We start from the raw sequence: 19,386 nt of genomic DNA, 5'->3' as shown, positions 1-19,386 counted from the left end.
GGCTGGTTACGTTCGGGCAGCAGTTTAATATGGGATGCCCAATTATTGAGCCCCCTACTAGAAAATGGAGTGCAAATACCCTTGCATAAGGCCCTTAACTGGATCGGAGGAAAACTACCATCTACCATCCCATCTGGGGATGGTAAAACTATATTTGTTGTCGGGTTGCAAACCGTTTTAGAGACGCTGGATTCTGAGGCAGCTTTTACGTTTTTACGCAACCGAGTTCAACGATTGATTGTACGGGTGCAGGACTTTTATGGCAACAATGTAGGAATTGTTTTCGGCTGTAATTGCAATTGGCGGCAATGGCGAATCGATTCCAACGAACACGCCTATTTACGTTTGCGGGGGGGACATGAACTGAATGTAACCTTTGCTCTTTGGAACGGTGTGGCGAGGGAAGCGCAAATAATCATGGTCGAGGATAATAATGTGCATCGAAATGAAGTTGTAAAAGAAATCGGGGGAGGATTTTATGTCCGCCGTTATTCCTGATTTTAAGCCGGGTCAGTCAGTTTATCACCCGGATCTTGGTGAGGGTGTAATCACTGCGTTTAGCCCCGGTGGTTATGCGGCGGTTTTTTTTAAGTCTGTTGGCCTACGGCAAGTTCCTGTAGAAACGTTACGTCGTCAATTAACCTGGGAGCAAAGGGTAATATCGGGTTTGCGCCAAGTTAGCCCGAAAAATCTTGAGCTATTATGGCTGTCCTGGGAGGCTGAACAGCTACCCCTTATGGAGAGTGCCAGCACTCTTACTTCAGCTAAAGTTGATTTACTTCCCCATCAGGTAGTGCTAGTACATAGACTGGCTATGGCATCACCGCGAAGATACTTAATTGCCGATGAGGTAGGTCTCGGAAAAACTGTTGAAACAGCCTTGATCCTTCGCGAACTGGCTTCCCGCGGACAGATGAAAAGGGCTTTAATGATTGTGCCGGCGGGGCTAGTCAATAACTGGGCCAGGGAGTTAAATGAAACATTTAACCTTGATTTTGAAATATTTGGTTCCGAAGGTGATGTCACGGACCGAAAATCAAATGCTTTTGCCAAACATAATCGGTTAATTGCCTCGGTCGATACTTTGAAGCGGCCAGCAAGAGTTAAGCGTTTGCTGGAAGCTCCCCCCTGGGATTTGGTGGTATTTGATGAGGCGCACCATCTTTCAGCTTACAAAAATGGGCGGAGGGTTAAAAAAACCGAGAATTATAAATTATCAGAAGCAATCCGGGACCATTGCCGGGATTTATTATTGCTTTCGGCTACTCCACATCAGGGGGACCATTTCCGTTTTTGGATGCTAGTACGTTTATTGGACCCGACCCTATTCCAAAATGAGCAGGAAATGGTGGAAAGCCGTCACCGTTTAAATGCTGTGGTGATAAGGCGCACAAAGGCTGATGCCTGTAAAGCGGATGGCCGTCCCATTTTCGCCCGGAGGCTTGTTAATACACAAGCTTTTCATTTAAATAATGATGAATTAAAATTCTATAATGCTCTGCAGGATTACTTGCGGGATGGTTATAATTTGGCTGAAACTCAAGGCGGAAAGGGTAGAGCCCTTGGTTTTGTCATGACCATTTTTCAAAAAATCGCGGCATCCAGTTTTGCCGCAGTCAAAAAAACACTGCGCCGGCGACTATTAATGTTAACAATTCATGAAGCAATTCACTGTGATCAGAATATGGATGTAGATGGCCGGGATAACGCCCTTTCTGAAGCCCGCGCGCTGATTCATGATATGTTTGATGTGCCTTTTGATCCCATTGGGAGGGCCGAAGCAGAACGTATTTTGGCTGATTATCGTTTAAGAGTATTGCGAAAAATTGAGGAGTCTGAAACATTCATCCTTAATTATGATTTGCAAGGGACGAGTGATATCGCTGCCGGAACTGCTGAAGAAGCGGCTGCAGATTTTGTATCTTTAGCCCTGCCGGAAGAGCGCAGGCGTATTTTTAGTCTGCTGGAACGTTTCCCGGGTGGTATTGAAACAAAAATAATTGAGTTGCTCAGAGCGTTAGGTGAAATATGGCAGGCCAATCAAAGTGAGAAAGTGGTTATCTTTACCACCTATTTGGGAAGTGTAGACAGTATAAAGGGAGCAATCGAGAGTACCTTTCCCGGCCAGGGTGTGGAAGTGCTTAAGGGTGGGGACCACGGTTCCAAGACAGCGGCGGAGAAAAGGTTCAAACGGCCGGATGGCCCCAGGGTGTTAATTTGCACTGCTGCAGGCCGCGAGGGTATAAACCTTCAATTCTCTCGGATTCTTTTTAATCATGACTTACCATGGAATCCAATGGATTTGGAGCAAAGGATTGGCCGTATTCACCGTTATGGTCAGAAGTCTACTGCCCAGGTCTATAATTTTGTTGCTGCAGACACAATTGAAGGCAAAATATATTTAATGTTAGAGGAAAAATTAAAAGAGATCGCCAGGACATTGGGTAAAGTTGACGAGAACGGGCAAGTATCAGAAGATTTGCGTAGTCAGATATTGGGACAGTTGTTTGAGCGGCTGTCTTACGACCGCCTGTATCAGGATGCGGTCCGCGATCCAGCATTGCGCCGTACCCGTCAGGAAATTGAGGTGGCTATGGAGAACGCCGCCAGGGCAAGGAATGTTGTTTTTGAGCTTTTTCAAGACTTGGAAGGTTTTAATATTTCTGATTATCAAGCCCATGATGACAAAGGGGCTGGCATGCTCAGATTAATACATTTTGCCACCATAGCTTTACAATATAAAAATGGGAAGTTAATAGAAGTAGAAAAAGGTAAAACGTATATTGCTGATATTGGTAATGGGCAATCCGTTCGTTTTACTACCCAAAGAGATATTGCCATTGAAGATGAAAATCTATCGCTTTTAGGGCTGGAGCATCCGTTAATACAGCAATTGTTAGAGGCATACACAAACCTTCCACCAGAAGACAGAGCTTTGCGTGGTAAAATCCCATCGCTAAATAATACTGGAGTTTTAACTGTATGGCATATTGAGGTTTTAGGGGCTAAGGGGCAAATACAGCGTTTGATAATACCTTTAGGAGTTAATAGGGAAGGGGAAAGAACCAGAAGTATAGAACAAGCGTGGACGATGTTACAACAATTGCAACCTAGCCTTGGGGATGGCTTTACTGCTGATTGGTTAGAACACATAATATCCGAAGTTATACCGCCAATGTTGCAGAGGGAATTGCAATATAAAGGTGCATTGCCAGAAGGTGCAATGTTTTCGGCCAAATTGCTGGGGTTAGTAGAGCTGGTTTAAATACAATTGGAAACGTCAAACATAATTTATAGTGTACAACTATATATTTCAATAAAGTATAAAACGCTAGAATTATAGTGTACAACTATTTTTTTGTGTTAATTGCTTTTTAGTTGAGTAATCATTGTGTGATGGAGTCTGTTAGTGTACAACATTATTTTACACAAACAGATTTTTGTGGATTTAAAATAGTAAAAGTAGTTTTAAAATAAAAGATGTATATTTAAAATAATAAATGTATTTACCTTTGGCACTTTCTGTTATACAATGGTAGTATAGACAGGGGGTGCCATATTTTATGGCCAAACGTCAACGCGGTAAAAAGGAAAATTGAAAGGTGGCTGAAGGAAGGACGTGGTCAGGGCATTGGCGTAGATTATAAGCCGTGGCTTTCTGTTCAAGATGTACCTTCAACCGGCAGATCGCACCGGGAAATTGGTATAAAAACTCCAAGACAGTATACCTTTTTCTCCGATCTTGAAAACCGCTATTTCCACATACTTGAGTATTCAGCAAACGTAATAGACATAAGGGAGCAGTACCCGCTCCTTCCCATTTGTCAAATTATGTTGCAATTTATGTAAAACTTTTTTCTTGAAATAGAAGGCATATCATAGTAATATGACGAACTACTATAGTTAATCATCTAAATGTATAAGATTAAATAAAACCGGGTTAATGGCTTAAATGAGATTGTTTATGAAACCATCTGCCGGTAGTTACTTTGGTTAGCCAGTAATGGAACAAATTACGTGGCTATTTACATTATCGGAGTTATAAAGCTGGACAATTTGCAAAATTATCGGATTAGTTTAAATAATGTCAATAATGTGACTATAATATCGCCCTGGCCACTACAATGGTGAGAATAATTAACTCAGGGAGTGAAAATTCTTGTTTAATAGCCTTGTAGAAAGTATCGGTATACTGGGGCGCGCAGTTTTAGACTCTTCCCCGGAGGGAATTCTTCTTGCTGATCGCGAAGGCAATATTGTCTATGCCAATAATTCATACACTTTAATTTGTAGAAATGACGGACAGAAAAGAATTGGTCAAAATATATTAAAAACGAACCCGTATGGAGCATTAACAGAGGTTATATTGACTGGTCAACCGGTTTTTGGCAAAAAACATTTGCCACCGGGAGCTCAAACTGAAGTCCTTTCCAACGCCTTTCCGATCCACATTGACAACCAGTTTGTTGGGGCAATTGTATTCTTTCGTGGAGTCCCGGAAGCGATGAACATGTTAGATAAATTAGCTAAAGCCCGGGAAGACATTCGGATCTCTTCAGATAGGTCCAATCAAATTGGACAGGCAATATATGATTTTAATACAATAGCTGGTCAAACTCAATGTTTTAAAGAAGCCGTAACTATAGCTAAGCGAGTTTCACGGACAGACTCCACCGTACTTTTACGAGGGGAAAGCGGTACGGGAAAGCAGTTGTTCGCTGAAGCCATTCATAATAACAGCACACGTCGGTATCAGCCGTTTGTTAATGTGAATTGCGCGGCCGTTCCGGATAGTCTCTTGGAAAGTGAATTTTTCGGCTATGAAAAAGGTTCATTTACTGGAGCAGGTCATCAAAAAATTGGGACTTTCGAATTAGCTAATCAAGGGACTATTTTTCTGGATGAGATTGGAGATATGGATTTGCGGCTGCAGGCCAAACTGCTGCAGGTGCTCCAGAGCGGAAAGTTCCGTCGCTTGGGGGGCACTAAAGAAATAAAAGTAAATACGCGTGTGATCGCCGCGACCAACCGGAACTTAGAGGAATTAATTACAAAGGATTTGTTTCGAATAGATTTATATTACCGGTTGAATGTAGTGAGTATAGAGATTCCACCGCTGCGTGAACGAATTGACGATATTCCCTTGGTAGCGCGGAACTTGCTGCCTAAAATTAGCTGCCGGGTTGGTAGGGTAATAAAAGGTTTGGAAAATGAAGCTTTAGGCAAGTTGGCAAACCACTGCTGGCCGGGAAATATTCGTGAATTGGAAAATGTTCTGGAAAAAGCCGGCACTCTATGTGACGGGGAATGGATCAAGGCGGATGATATTTGCCTGTCGCCACTGCCTTCTCAAAAACCTGAATCCATTGTCTCGTTAGAGGAACTGGAAAGGTCGATGATAAGCCGTGCACTCGCAAAGTACGGCCCTTCCTTGGCCGGCAAAAAAGAAGCTGCCCAAGCGTTAGGTATCTCTTTAACAACATTATATAATAAATTGCGAAAGTTTAAATGTGATTAACCCAAATAAGGACAGCAAGGATATTAATATAGTATGAAATACAGGGTTGGTTCTCTAAAGGTGACCAACCCTTTTAAGTTTTACAAGCTAAGGATAGAGATCGTAACAAAAAGCTGAATTTGTTGGGAATAGACTTGGCATATAAATTGCAATTAATATTAAGCAGCTTTTAATTTATGAGTCCTTTAGGGAGGGAATAAATTGGCGGAACAAGTTTTATATACTGCGGGTCTTGGGAAATACAGGGTTGACTTGATGGTTTCAATTACCGGAGACGGTTTAGTCGCACATCTTTATGGTGGCGATAAGCCGCATGTAGGAGCAGTTGCAATAAGCCTGACCAGGCCCAGCATATCCGACAATACTAAAGTTAGCTGCAACACAAGCGTTATACCTTTGTTAGGTCATAAAGATGACGAAGTAGCCAAACCTATTGCGGAAAAAATAGCATTAGCTTTTGGTAAACCTGTGGTAGTAGTTGCAGGTATACACGTGGACAATGCCGGACCGGAAGAAATCAAAAAGATTATGGAAAATTGCAACTATGTGGCGCAAATATTTATTTTGGAAAGATTATTAAGGCCTATTTAAAACTGAATAAAATTATCATTAAAAATAATTATTAATTTTAGCAATTAAATATATTGTGAAATGTAAGAAAATTATAAAAATTGTAATTAAAATTTCAAATATTTGAATACTTTGAACGGTATGAAATACGGGGTTGGTTCTCTCAAAGGGAACCAACCCTTTTAAATTTTGCAAGTCTAATGATAGAAGAACGTCATAAAACGGTGATTTTATTGGGAATAGGACTTGGTATATAAATTGCTTTTAATATAATCAGCTTTTACTTTTAAGGCAACCGCGGAGCCGAAGAAAGTCTAATAGCAAAAATATGTCATGGAGGGAGAGAATCACCAGTGAAAGATTTGAGGCATTTTATCAACGTTCTTGAGAAAAATGGAGAATTGGTGCGAATCAAAAAGGAAGTGGATTGGGATATTGAATTAGGAGCGATCAGCCGCCGGGTGTACGACCAGTACGGCCCGTGCCTTTGGTTCGAGAATGTGAAAGATTACCCGGGATACTCCGTCGTTAACGGCGAGTGCGGCACCTGGCGGCGGGTAGCTCTCGCGATGGGATTGGATGCGGACACGCCGTTACGTGAGATTTACAAGATATATGAAGAGCGGATTCAAGGGCGTGTTCAGCCCAATATCGTTGATCGCAAAGACGCACCCTGCAAGGAAAATGTTTTCGTCGGGGCAGACGCGGACATCTACAAGCTCCCGGCGCCGCTCATTCACGAGGGAGACGGCGGGCGCTACATCGCCACCTGGGACATAATCATAAATAAAGACCCGGAAGTCAACTGGACGAACTGGGGCATGTACCGCTTCATGATCCACAACAAGAATTTTCTTGCCGGCTGGCCCCAGACTACCAGCCAGTTTGCCATGATCCTGAACGAGAGATACGTGCCTAAGGGCCAGGATATGCCGGTAGCTATAGTCATTGGCTCGCATCCCCTCGATCATATGGTAGCCACCGCGCCGTTAAAGCCTGGCGTGAATGAGGTCGAGGTGGCCGGATCCTTGCGGGGAGAACCGGTTGACCTGGTGAAGTGCGAGACATGCGACATTATGGTGCCGGCCAATGCGGAAATCGTTATTGAAGGAGAAGTCCCCGTGGACGCTATCGTTCCGGACGGGCCCTTTGGCGAATACCCGGGCTATCGGAGCGGCACCATGGCGGAAGGCGTGGGATTCAGGATTAAGGCGATCACGCACCGGAACAACCCCATTTTATCAATGACTGCCCTGGGCGCCCCGGTTGACGACAGCTCAATCGCCGCTTCTCTGACCGCGGCCGTAGGGATGAAGATTGGTCTGAAGAGACGGGGCATTGACGTAACAGATGTGTACGTGCCGCCGGAAGGAGTCACCCACCTGGCTATCGTCGGGGTGAAAACAGGCGGAATCGAAACTACCAAGAAAGTCCTCGACTTCTTTATCGCGCGGCGGGTAATGGTTCTGAAATGCATCGTGGTGGACAAGGATGTCGATGTCTTCGATATGAAGCAGTGGATGCACGCTTTTGCCACCAAGTGCCACCCGGGACGGAGCATCCTCGTGGAACACTTCGTAGGCAAGTCCAATGCCCTCACCCCCTGCTACGATGCTGACGAACGGCGTATCCTCAAGGGAGCGTTCGCGGCCTTCGACGCTACCTGGCCGTTGGAGTGGCCGAAAGAAAATATTCCTCCGAGAGCCACTTTTGAAGATATTTACTCGCAGGAAACGAAGGAAAAAGTGCTGGCGAAATGGCATGAATACGGACTTTAAGAACCGGCTTTTGGTTTAATTGATTAATAAATTTTTAGGAGGCGAAGATTAGATGTCCAAGGAATACCTGACATATGTTCGTAAATACGCGGATCTTTATGATGGTGAGCGAGACATATTCATTAAGGACCTGACACCGGGCCCGAGAAAATACGATACCAAGCAGGTAAGGGCGGTGATTGCCCGCTCAGCCAAGGATTTGCCGGGAGCGGACACACTCTGGGTGCGTTCGGAAATGGGTGTGCTTGATCCGCAGCCATGGGCGATTAAAATTGTGAAAGAACTGCCTGACTATGTTAAAGGCCGTCCTTATACCGATGTCTTTAGCTGCATGAACCGGTAAGCGACCTATGTCCGGAGAAAGGTGGGAGGTTAGTTAATGTTTTATGACGCGGCAACTGAAACAGCTCCGCTTGAAAAGATACGGGAGATTCAATGGCAAAAACTGCAAGACATGCTGAAAAAGGTATACCAGAGCAACCGGTTTTACCAGAATAGTTTTAAAAAACACGGGGTGGCGCTTGAAGACATCCGGAATCTTGACGACATCGTAAAGCTGCCCTTTTCGACTAAAAAAGATTTTCAGAAGGATCAGGAAGAGAACCCCGTTTTCGGGACCAACTTAACGGAACCGTTCGAGAACTATGTCCAGTTCCACCAGACTACCGGCACCACCGGCAAGCCGTTGAAATGGCTTGATACAAAAGAATGCTGGCTCTGGCGGGCGCGGTGCATGGCCCATTCCCTGGCGGCGGCGGGTATTAGCAGCAAAGACGTTTTGCTGTTGCCCTTTAACTTTGGCCCTTACACCGCTTTCTGGGGTGTTTACGAAGCGGCGCAGCACCTGGACGTATTGACAATTCCCACCGGGGGGTGGACCACCGAGCAACGTTTGAGCTGCATCGGTGAAAACAACGCCACTTTGATTATCGGCACGCCGACTTATATGCTGCGCTTGGCCGAGGCGGCCCAGGATCTGGGAATAGACCTGGCCGGCTCGTCCATCCGGGTGCTTATCCTGGCCGGGGAGCCGGGTGCGATGATACCCGCCGTGCGGGAGAAACTTGAAAGAGCCTGGGGAGCGAAAGTGTTTGAGTACCCGGGACTGACCGAGACCGGCACCTACGCTTTTATGTGCGACCAGGACAACCAGGCCTTGCACATCATCGAGAGCGAGTTTATCGTGGAAGTATTGGATTCGAAAACCGGGAAAAGTGTGGCGGACGGTGAAATCGGCGAACTGGTGCTCACGAACCTGGGGCGCACGTGCAGTCCGGCCATCCGTTACCGGACCAATGACCGGGTGCGGTTGGAAAGATCGTCTTGCGCCTGCGGCCGGACCTTCGGCAAGTTAATCGGAGGGGTGCTGGGGAGGCAGGATGAAATGCTGATCGTCCGGGGGGTAAACGTTTTCCCGAGCACCATGGCAAATATCGTGGAAGAGTATCTGGAGCTCGGCAATGAATACCTGATTACAGCTTTCCGCCGGGGTGACATGGACGAGTTGAAAATACAAATTGAAACAACCCCCGAGTCAAAAGATGTAAGCGAGATCATTACCACCGAAATGAAAAAACGTCTCAACCTGCGGGTCGAAATCCAGACGGTGCCTAGAGGAACGCTCGCGCGTTCGGATTATAAAGGCAAACGGTTTATCGACGAGCGGAGCAAGCGGGCGTAACGGCCAAGGAGAGTCAATTAAATTTGTATTACAATATAAATACAGAAGGGGACAATGATAATACAGTCCTCAGAATACTCCCTTAGGGGGCGATTATAACCGCCCCCAAAATTTCTTCCTATTGGGAACGTTTAATAGTCGGATAGATCTAGATCTATAAAAAGATTAGGAGGGTTTAGCGTGACTAAAGGTTTACTTGAACGTGGCCCTGGGATCATGGCAACCTTAAAAGCCCTGCCGCATAGCTTCAATGTCAATAATGTCACAGCGGCCATAATTGCAACAGTATTCAGCTTGAGCGGGCCGATCATATTATTAATTAACATTGCCAACGAAGCCCATTTAACTGACCAGCAAACCGTTACATGGCTTATGTCGATTTATTTTATCAGCGGCGCGTTAATGGTTTTTTTGTCTCTTTACTACCAGCAGCCCATAGCCATTGCCTTTTCATTGCCGGGCATCATCGTAGTAGGCAGTCTCATGAAAGTTTTTTCATTGGAACAAATGGTCGGGGGATATATTTTCGGAGGGTTGATCTTACTCTTTCTTGGTGTTACCGGCTTGATTAAAACGGTGGTTAAGTATTTACCCTTGCCGATCATCATGGGGATGATTGCGGGAGCCTTGTTCAGTTACGCGATGGGAATTGTTACATCGGTTCAAAAGGATTATATAGGAGCCGGATTAACACTGTTAGCGTTTTTTATCAGCCGTCTTTTTACAAAAAAGATCCCGCCCCAGGCGATCGCGCTGGTTGTTGGCGTAATAGCGAGCATGTACTTGATGAAGTCGAAAATGGCGGTGGGGGATCTGTTTTACGCGCCTGTTTTGGTTAAACCCGACTTTGGTTTTGCCGCGATATTATCTATCGGTGTGCCGTTGGTATTGCTGGGCCTGGCCGACTTTTTAAAAGGTTATGGCATTTTAAGAGCCAATGGATTTGACGCGCCTGTCAATACAATGATTACATCTACCGGTATTTGCTCAACAATAGGCGCCTTTTTACTGGCGCACAGCATTACGGTCGCCGGTCCGGTGACCGCCATAACTTCCTGTGATGACGCCGGTCCCAAAGATTGCAGGTGGGTCGCGGGATTGATAAAAGGGGTTATCCAAGTTTTCATCGCCTTTATTGGCGGGTTGCTGGTACCTTTTTTAAGGTCTTTGCCTGCAACCGTTGCCAACGTTCTGGCGGGCCTGGCTATGATAAGCTTGTTTATCACTGCGTTTGAAGTGGCTTTTAGCGGCAAGAATAAATTCCAAATGGGTGCCTTTTTCGCATTTATCGTCGCTTACTCCAATTTTACAATATACAATATCAGTTCCCCGGTATGGTCCTTACTAGTTGGCATAATAGTTTCATTGATTTTCGAAAGGGAAAATGTTAAGTCTTTTTTACGTCCCAATGCTGAAACCGGCGGAGCTGTTAACGCTCACAGCTAAGTTTGCGGAACGCACGATTTTTACGGGTTTTACTGAACAGTTCATAAGTCGCTCAATGATATGGTCAGGAGGGTACAAAAAATGGATGTTCAGAAAATTGTTGTCGCCATCACTGGAGCTACCGGAGCAATTTACGGCGTTCGGTTGCTTGAAGCTTTGCAGGAATGCCCTGGAGTGGAAACTCACCTTATCTTGAGCGGTTGGGCCGAGAAAACAATTGTGCTGGAAACAAGTTACACTGTTGAGGCGGTACGCAAAATGGCTCATTTCTGCCACGACCTCCGTAATGTGGGAGCGCCGGTTGCCAGCGGTTCATTCCAGACCAGCGGTATGGCCGTCATCCCCTGCAGTATGAAAACACTGGGGTCAATAGCGCATGGCCTGTCTGAAAACCTCATTATCCGCGCCGCCGACGTGATGCTGAAAGAACGAAAGAAACTGATCCTGGTCCCGCGGGAGACTCCTTTGAGCGCGATCCATCTTGAGAACATGCTTGCAGTAAACAGGGCCGGCGCGTATCTGGTCCCGCCCATGCCGGCTTTCTACAATCACCCGGCTACCATCGACGATTTGGTCAACCATCTGGTGGGGCGGGTGATGGATCAATTTGGCTTGCCGCATAACCTGACGCGCCGGTGGGGTGAGGTAGGTTTGGTCGGACAGCGAGCAGTGAAGTCAAACGAAGTAAGTCAAGCGGCTCAATACTGAGAGGAGTATAATTGTGAAAAGCTTCAAGACTAAACTGTTGATAATTATTATCGCCATCCTGACGGTGGGCCTGGGTAGTTTGTCTTTTTCGAACTATGTTAAGACGAAGCAACTTTTAACTGACAATATTGAGCAGTCGCTTGCGTCCCTGGTTATAGCCTCAAGCAACGAGGTTGCCCTGTGGCTGGATGTCCGGAAAGCTGAAGCGGAATTACTCGCTAATTCGCTGTCGCTGATCAATAACAACAACCGCGAGATGATTGTCGCTTATTTGGCCGCCGAGGTTCAGCGCAATGGAAAATACGAAACGCTTTATGTTGCCGATAGGACAGGCAGTTATTTTAATTCATTGGGAATGTCGGCTAATATGGGTGACCGGGATTATTTTAAAAAAGTAATGGCTACGGGCGAAACGGTGATTTCCGATCCGGTGGTTTCTAAAACTACCGGAAATTGGATTATTACCGCGGCCTCGCCAATTAAAAGAAACAACGAAATTATTGGTGTCGCAGGCGGAGCTGTCTTATTGGATGACCTGTTGCGAAGGATCTCTTTGATCAAGGTGGGTAAAACCGGCTACGCTTATATGATTCAAGGTGACGGTTTGTTTATAGCCCACCCGCAGCAAGATTTGGTAATGAAATACAATCCGTTAAAAGACAGCGGCACTTCGCCAGATTTGGTGGACGCAACCCAAAAAATGACTAAAGGCGAGAATGGTAAAGCGCGTTATGCTTTTGAGGGTGTGGACAAATATATCGCTTACGCGCCGGTGCCGGGCGTCAAATGGTCTCTGGCGCTTACGGCGCCGGTATCAGAGATTTTGTCCCAGATTTCCTCCCTGCCGGTTACTTATTTAATAATTACTTTGCTGATTATGGTGATTGCCGGTGGCGTTGTTAGTGTGGTTCTTACCAGGATGATCGCTCCTCTCAAAAAAGTAGTCGCCAGGTCTGCCAAGATTGCCGCAGGTGATCTTAGCGGTGAAGAAATCGAAGTTAAATCGCAGGATGAATTTGATCAACTGGCCGGAGCGTTTAACACTATGCAGGCAAACTTAAAGTCGGTTGTCAATCATCTTCAGGAAAAATCCAAGACCGTCGCCGCTTCGTCCAACGAACTGTCAGCCAACGCCGAAAATGTGGCGGCAGGGGCTAACGAAACGGCTACTACAATTAGCCAGGTAGCCAGTACAGTAGAACAGATATCTGCGAACGCCCACCGGATTGCCGGCGTTTCCGTGCAGACCACTGAATTCGCCGGGGAGGGCAGCGACGCTGTCCAGCGCATTACCGTGCAGATGAACTCGATCCAGCAGACCACGGCCACCGGCATGGAAGTTATAAACCAACTAAACGAATCGGCCATAAAAATTTCCAAGATCGTCGAATTGATTACGCAATTTGCCGACCAGACTAATTTGCTGGCGCTAAATGCCGCGATCGAGGCGGCCAGGGCCGGCGAGCAAGGCCTGGGGTTTGCGGTGGTGGCCGAAGAAGTGAGAAAATTGGCCGAGCAGTCTGCCGGCGCCGCGAGAGAAATCAATCTACTGATCAATACTATCCAGCAAGGATCGCAAAAATCTGTCCAAAGCATGAATGAAAGCGTCGTTAATGTGCAAGCCGGTACGGCAGTGGTTCAGGACATGGGTGAAATATTCAATAAAATCCAGTCATCGGTACAGTGTCTGGCAAGCGAGATCCAATCGGTTGTTAAAGCAACCGAAGAAATAACTATGGCGGTGCAGAACGTGGCCGCGGCAGCCGAGGAAGAGACAGCCACCATGGAAGAAGTTTCTTCCACCACCCAGCACCTTGCCGTGCTGGCAGAAGAACTGGAAGCGCTTGCCAATCATTTTAAAGTAGGGTAATGCAAAAAAGATACGCTGTTTTGTGGAAGAATATTATTTGTAATTTTTCCAATTTTAATACTACTCCCACTTTTACCGGTGGGAGTTCTACCTTAATTTAGAACAATACTTATGGTAAGAATGATTAACTCAGGGAGTGAGAAATCTTGTTTAAGAGCCTTGTAAAAAGCATCGGTCAGCTTGGTCATGCAGTTCTGGACTCTTCTCCGGAGGGAATTCTTCTTGCTGATGATGAAGGCAATATAATGTACGCGAATAAATCATATTCGTTAATTTGCAGGAGTGACGGACAGAAACGGGTTGGCAAAAACATATTGAAAACGAACCCGCACGGGGCCTTAACAGAAGTTTTATTGACTGGTCAACCGGTTTTTGGCAAAAAACACATACCGCTGGGAGCGCATACTGAAGTCTTTTCCAATGCTTTTCCAATCCATATAGGCGACCAGTTTGTCGGGGCGATTGTATTCTTCCGTGAGGCCGCGGAGGCGATAAACGTGCTGGGTGAATTGGCTAAAGCCAGAAAGGACATCCGTTTTTCATCCAATATCTCTGAGCAGATTGAACAGGCAAGATATGATTTTACAAGATATGATTTTAGTAACATAGCGGGTAAAACTCAATGCTTTAAAAAATCCTTAGCTTTAGCCCGGCGTGTTTCGCGGACAGACTCAACCGTGCTTTTACGGGGAGAAAGCGGCACGGGAAAGCAGTTGTTTGCTGAAGCCATTCATAATACCAGCACGCGCCGGTACCAGCCGTTTATCAATGTCAATTGCGCGGCCATTCCGGATAATCTCTTGGAAAGCGAGTTTTTCGGCTATGAAAAGGGCTCTTTTACCGGAGCGGGTCAGCAAAAAATTGGGACTTTCGAATTAGCTAACCAGGGGACCATTTTCCTGGATGAGATCGGAGACATGGACTTGCGCCTGCAGGCCAAATTGCTGCAGGTGCTCCAGAGCGGAACGTTCCGCCGCCTGGGAGGCACTAAAGAAATTAAAGTTAATACCCGTGTAATTGCCGCGACCAACCGGAACTTGGAAGAATTAATCGCAAAGGATTTGTTTCGAATAGATCTTTATTACCGGTTGAATGTAGTGAGTATAGAAATCCCGCCGCTGCGCGAACGAATTGACGATATTCCCCTGATCGCGCGGAACTTGCTGCCTAAAATAAATTGCCGGGTGGGCAGGGTGATAAAAGGTCTGGAAGACGAAGCTTTAGTCAAGTTGGCAAACCACCACTGGCCGGGCAACATTCGTGAATTGGAAAATGTCCTGGAAAAAGCAAGCACTCTTTGCGACGGGGAATGGATCATGGCGGAGGATATTTGCCTGTCTCCGCTGCCTTCTCAAATGCCCGAATCCATTGTCTCGTTGGAGGAACTGGAGAAGTCGATGATCAGCCGCGCGCTTCAGAAATTCGGCCCTTCATTGGCCGGCAAAAAGGAAGCTGCCCGGGCGTTGGGCATCTCTTTAACAACCTTATATAATAAATTGCGGAAAATTCAAGACGATTAACACATTAGAACGGATCTTTCGATCATTCCAGGGATTAAACAGGAAGGGGTGCAGTCTATGCCCTTATATCGTTTTGCCGGACGAATGCCGGTGGTGAGCGAAAGGAGTTACGTAAGTGAAGCAGCTGTGCTTATTGGTGATATTAGAATTGGTGATGATTGCTATATAGGTCCTGGTGCAATACTCAGGGGCGATCATGGTACTATTGAAGTAGGTCTGGGCACAGCTGTGGAAGAGGGTGTAATTGTTCATGCATTTTCAGGCAGTGTATGCCGTATTGGAAAAAGTGTCACTGTTGGACACGGCGCCGTAGTCCATGCGGAAAATATCGAGGATTACGCGGTTATTGGGATGGGAGCGATATTGAGTCTTCATGTCAAAATCGGCTTTTGGACTATTGTTGCTGAAGGATGTGTGGTTAAGAATCGCCAAATCGTTCCCGGCGGGGTTGTGGTGGCAGGTAACCCGGCTAAAATAGTACGGGATGTAGAGGACAAGGACCGGAAATTTTGGTTATGGGGCAAGCAGCTCTATGTTGATCTTGCTCATCAATACCTGCGTGAAGGAATGGAACTAGTGGAAAAAGACTGTGGCATGCCTAAATCATGAGACGGGGTGGTATTTTGTCAGCACCGGCTAAAGGTCTCCAAGAATTGCTGGATGTGTCTGCCGGCAGGCGGGAGGCCGATTGTTATCTTAAGGGCGGTTCACTGGTGAACGTGCTCTCCGGTGAAATTTATCCGGCCAATATCGCAATATGGCGGGACAAAATCGCATATGTGGGCAGTAGTGAAAAAATGGTGGGCGCAAACACAGCGATTATCGACGCGGAAGGATTCTACCTCTGCCCCGCCCTGATTGAACCGCACTCTCACCCGTGGGGGATATACAATCCAGTCAGCCTGGCGGAAGCCGCTCTATGCCGCGGGATCACCACAGTCGTTTGCGATAACCTTTTTTTCTTTGCTCATCTGGGAGCAAAAGGTTTTTTAAAAATAGTCGACGCGCTGGATAACCTGCCGGTCAGGCTATATTGGGCGGCAAGGGCGACACACCAGTCACCGGACATAAATGAAGAAAATATTTTTTCAATTGACAATCTGCAAGAGCTTTTTTCCGACCCGCGCGTCATAAAAATAGGCGAAATAACCCGCTGGCCGCTGATAGTTGAGGGAGAGAATTCCCTATTGGAAAAGATCTGCCTGGCCAAAGTCAGGCGGAAAGGTTTTGAGGGGCATACGGCAGGCTGTTCCTACGATCATTTAAATGTAATTGCCGCGGCCGGCGCGGAATCGTGCCATGAAGCGATTACGGCCGAAGATGTGGCTCAGAGGTTGAGATTAGGCTTCTGGACCATGCTGCGGCATGGTTCCCTCAGGCCGGACCTGCCGGAATTGCTCCGGGCAATTACAGAAAAGCGTTTGCCGACGAACCGGATGCTGCTTACCACCGATGGATCGCGTCCCAGTTCCATCGCCAGGGAGGGACTTATCGACGGAATGCTGCGCATGGCTGTGGCAGCCGGGATAGATCCGGTCACGGCGCTGCAAATGGCTACAATCAACCCGGCCATGTACCTGGGGATGGAAAGAGATTTGGGCTCTATCACTCCCGGCCGGCAGGCGGATATCCTGCTGCTGCCCGATCTGGAAAAATTTGTCCCGCATATGGTTTTTGCAAAAGGCAAGATAGTTGCTGCCGACGGAAAATTGTCTGTAATGCCCGTTGCCCCGGACTGGGGGAAGATGGGTTTTCAGACTGTGTTGCCTGATCCGGATTTATTGAGCAACCCTTCTTTGTTTGGGGCGCCGTCGGATCGCGAGCAGGTTTTTCCGGTTATTGACGCGGTTTCCGCTGTCATTACGAGGCGGCAAGACCGTTTGCTCAAGCCGCGTGACGGTTTGTTGGAACGCGAAGATGACTTGCTGTACTGCACCTTGATCGACCGTCACGGAAAATGGGTGACAAACGGTTTTATCAGCGGCATTGGTCAATTGGAGGCGATTGCTTCTACTTACAATACTTCCTTTAACCTGCTGGTGCTGGGAAGAGATCGTTCGTCCATGGCCCTGGCCGCCGCTGAGGCGGCCAAAATGAGCGGGGGCATTGTTGTGGTTGAAAATGGGCAAGTATCATTCCGCATGCCTCTTACAATCGGTGGAATGGCGAGTGACCGTTCTTTTTCCACGGTTGTCGCTGAAATGAAAGAGCTGGAAAATAAAACAAGAGAGTACGGCTATCATTATAACGACTTTTCCTATACGTTGTTGTTTTTAGTTTGCGATTTTCTGCCTGGATTGAGAATTACCGCCTCAGGAGTTATTGATGTGAAAAAACGGCAAGTAATCGTCCCTGCCCAGGAATTACAATAATAATAGTTAATACAGATTTTTTTGACCTGTCTGTTTAAAAAACAAATTAATAACTCATTTTAGTAAAGAGGTGTAAAGCCATGGAACTATTAGAGGTAATAAATACAGACGTACTGGTTATCGGCGGCGGCGGTGCGGGTTTATGCGCCGCCATTTCATCTAGAAAAGAAGGCGCTGAAGTTTTGCTGATTAGTAAAAGCCGTCCGGGACGCGCAAACAACACCGCTATTTCGGATGGTTCTTTTTCCGCGTCTACCGGTGAACGTGATACACCTGAACAACATCTGACAGATACACTTGTAGCAGGCAGGTGGATTAACCGGCCCGAAATGGTCGGCACCATGACTTTGGGCGCGCAAGCACAGGTGAAGAATTTATTGAGTTACGGTGTGCCGCTGCAAAAAAAGGATAACGGCAAATTACGAATCGTTTCATTACCCGGTCACTCTGTAGCCAGAAATGTAGTCACCGAAAAAAGTTTTGGAACGGATTTTACGTTTCCACTGTTTAACTTCGCAAAAGATTTGGGTGTTAATTTTATAGCCGGCGTATTTGTCGTTCACCTTTGCCGCAATGAACATAGTGACATCGCGGGCGCGTTGGTTATAGATCCGGCCCGCCAAGGACTTATATTAATTCAGTCAAAGGCCACGGTACTTGCCACTGGCGGGGCCGGACAGATCTATTCCCAAACAAACAATGCACCCGGCACAACAGGCGATGGTTATGCGTTGGCATTTCGTTCAGGCGTTCCTTTAATAGACATGGAGTTTGTTCAGTACTATCCTACTTTTATGCTTGAACCTTCCCTTGCCAAGACGATGGTTATATACGAAATTTTAGTCTACCGGGGAGGCGCAAGGTTACTCAACAACCGGGGGGAAAATATTGCCCTGCGGCATGGCTTAAAAGATCCTTCGGCAATGACCAGGGACGCCTTGGCCCTGGCTATTGCAAAAGAGATCAAAGAAGGCAGGGGGATTAATGGCGGTGTCTGGATGGATCTTTCGACCATCCCGGAGGATAAAATCGAGCGTTTTCAAAAATTTATTCCCAGGGGTTTAAAAAGAAGAAAGCTTTTCCTTGTCGCCCCGGTTGCCCATTTTTTTATGGGAGGCATACTGGTTAATGAGCGGGGAGAGACGGGAATCGAGGGGTTGTATTCAGCAGGAGAAGTAAATGGTGGCGTGCACGGGGCCAACCGGTTAGGTGGCAACGCCTTGACCGAAGCCTGGGTTTATGGTGATATCACCGGCCGGCTCGCTGCTCAATATGCCTTATGCAAGAAAAAATTTTTCAGCATTGAAAACCTTCAATCAAAAATTAAAGATCTAAAATCTCATACGGAGGGGAAAAGAGAGCTTTCAGTGGAAGAAGTGTGCAGCAAGTTAAAATGTCTGATGTGGAAAAAGGCCGGAATAATCCGGACTCACGAAGAACTCTCCGGACTGGTTAGTGATATTGAAAAACTAAAAGAAAAGCTTTCTGAAACTAGGGCAAGTGATTACAAGGAATTAATTAACAAACTGGAAACCGGAAATATGCTTTTAGTTGGAAAAGCGGTAGCGTTGTCGGCTCTCTTAAGAAAAGAAAGCCGGGGTGCTCATTACCGTGAGGACTTTCCTGATGAAGGTGGAGAGCAATGGGTCAAAAATACTTGTATTAAAGGCAATGAAGGATCAGAAATGTGCGCTACGATAAATCCGAAAAAGTAAATCTATGGTCGTAGAGCGGTTGGGGCGATATGTCCCACTAAAAAGCGGCAGGTCATTGTACCTGCCAATGTTATTTAAATTCTCAACTTTCGCAGACCGAAAGCTGTAATCGATCCTTGAAAAACGAGGGCAGAGAGGAAATAAACTGACTTATAAACTCCTCCAGTTTCTGCCCAGACAAAGACAGATGCTCTCTCAAAGCTTCTTT

At 46.5% G+C, this 19,386-nt stretch carries 14 protein-coding genes; all 14 read left to right on the top strand.

The window, feature by feature from the left end:
- The first annotated feature begins 81 nt into the window (after window positions 1-81).
- The 14 genes from L7E55_RS09150 to L7E55_RS09085 all read left to right on the top strand — a co-directional run bounded on the left by L7E55_RS09150 (window position 82) and on the right by L7E55_RS09085 (window position 19,178).
- The gene (locus L7E55_RS09150; RefSeq protein ID WP_277443846.1) at window positions 82-498 is read left to right on the top strand and encodes a hypothetical protein; all 417 of its coding nucleotides are present in this window, start codon (window positions 82-84) and stop codon (window positions 496-498) included.
- The gene (locus tag L7E55_RS09145) at window positions 479-3,265 is read left to right on the top strand and encodes a DEAD/DEAH box helicase (protein ID WP_277443845.1); all 2,787 of its coding nucleotides are present in this window, start codon (window positions 479-481) and stop codon (window positions 3,263-3,265) included. The genes L7E55_RS09150 and L7E55_RS09145 overlap by 20 nt, the downstream gene beginning before the upstream one ends.
- Before the next feature lie 894 nt (window positions 3,266-4,159).
- Entirely contained in the window at window positions 4,160-5,518 is a 1,359-nt protein-coding gene (locus L7E55_RS09140) for a sigma-54 interaction domain-containing protein (RefSeq protein ID WP_277443844.1), read from the top strand.
- Between the two features lie 201 nt (window positions 5,519-5,719).
- Window positions 5,720-6,109 carry a prenylated flavin chaperone LpdD gene (lpdD, locus tag L7E55_RS09135; RefSeq protein ID WP_277443843.1) on the top strand — a complete coding sequence of 130 codons (390 nt, stop codon included), beginning with the start codon at window positions 5,720-5,722 and terminating at the stop codon, window positions 6,107-6,109.
- A 332-nt stretch (window positions 6,110-6,441) separates the two neighbouring features.
- Complete coding sequence (locus L7E55_RS09130; protein WP_277443842.1) at window positions 6,442-7,866, top strand: UbiD family decarboxylase; 1,425 nt, start codon at window positions 6,442-6,444, stop codon at window positions 7,864-7,866.
- Between the two features lie 52 nt (window positions 7,867-7,918).
- Window positions 7,919-8,209, top strand: a complete 291-nt coding sequence (locus L7E55_RS09125; RefSeq protein ID WP_277443841.1) for a hypothetical protein — start codon at window positions 7,919-7,921, stop codon at window positions 8,207-8,209.
- A 36-nt stretch (window positions 8,210-8,245) separates the two neighbouring features.
- Window positions 8,246-9,547, top strand: a complete 1,302-nt coding sequence (locus L7E55_RS09120; RefSeq protein ID WP_277443840.1) for a phenylacetate--CoA ligase family protein — start codon at window positions 8,246-8,248, stop codon at window positions 9,545-9,547.
- A gap of 180 nt (window positions 9,548-9,727) precedes the next feature.
- Window positions 9,728-10,993 carry a benzoate/H(+) symporter BenE family transporter gene (locus L7E55_RS09115; protein WP_277443839.1) on the top strand — a complete coding sequence of 422 codons (1,266 nt, stop codon included), beginning with the start codon at window positions 9,728-9,730 and terminating at the stop codon, window positions 10,991-10,993.
- Between the two features lie 81 nt (window positions 10,994-11,074).
- Window positions 11,075-11,701, top strand: a complete 627-nt coding sequence (locus L7E55_RS09110) for a UbiX family flavin prenyltransferase (RefSeq protein ID WP_277443838.1) — start codon at window positions 11,075-11,077, stop codon at window positions 11,699-11,701.
- Between the two features lie 13 nt (window positions 11,702-11,714).
- A complete protein-coding gene (locus L7E55_RS09105; protein WP_277443837.1) occupies window positions 11,715-13,571 on the top strand; it encodes a methyl-accepting chemotaxis protein in 1,857 nt (618 codons plus the stop codon).
- Between the two features lie 146 nt (window positions 13,572-13,717).
- Entirely contained in the window at window positions 13,718-15,091 is a 1,374-nt protein-coding gene (locus tag L7E55_RS09100) for a sigma-54 interaction domain-containing protein (protein WP_277443836.1), read from the top strand.
- A 57-nt stretch (window positions 15,092-15,148) separates the two neighbouring features.
- Complete coding sequence (locus L7E55_RS09095) at window positions 15,149-15,700, top strand: gamma carbonic anhydrase family protein (RefSeq protein ID WP_277443835.1); 552 nt, start codon at window positions 15,149-15,151, stop codon at window positions 15,698-15,700.
- 14 nt (window positions 15,701-15,714) lie between these two features.
- On the top strand, window positions 15,715-17,463 hold the full coding sequence (locus L7E55_RS09090) for an adenine deaminase C-terminal domain-containing protein (protein WP_277443834.1): 1,749 nt from the start codon (window positions 15,715-15,717) through the stop codon (window positions 17,461-17,463).
- 80 nt (window positions 17,464-17,543) lie between these two features.
- Window positions 17,544-19,178, top strand: coding sequence for an FAD-binding protein (locus L7E55_RS09085; protein WP_277443833.1), 1,635 nt, complete (start codon window positions 17,544-17,546; stop codon window positions 19,176-19,178).
- The last annotated feature ends 208 nt before the right edge of the window (window positions 19,179-19,386 follow it).

Origin of the sequence: Pelotomaculum isophthalicicum JI (genome assembly GCF_029478095.1) — a bacterium.
Classification (GTDB): domain Bacteria; phylum Bacillota; class Desulfotomaculia; order Desulfotomaculales; family Pelotomaculaceae; genus Pelotomaculum_D; species Pelotomaculum_D isophthalicicum.
This window is presented reverse-complemented; position numbering and strand designations above follow the sequence as displayed.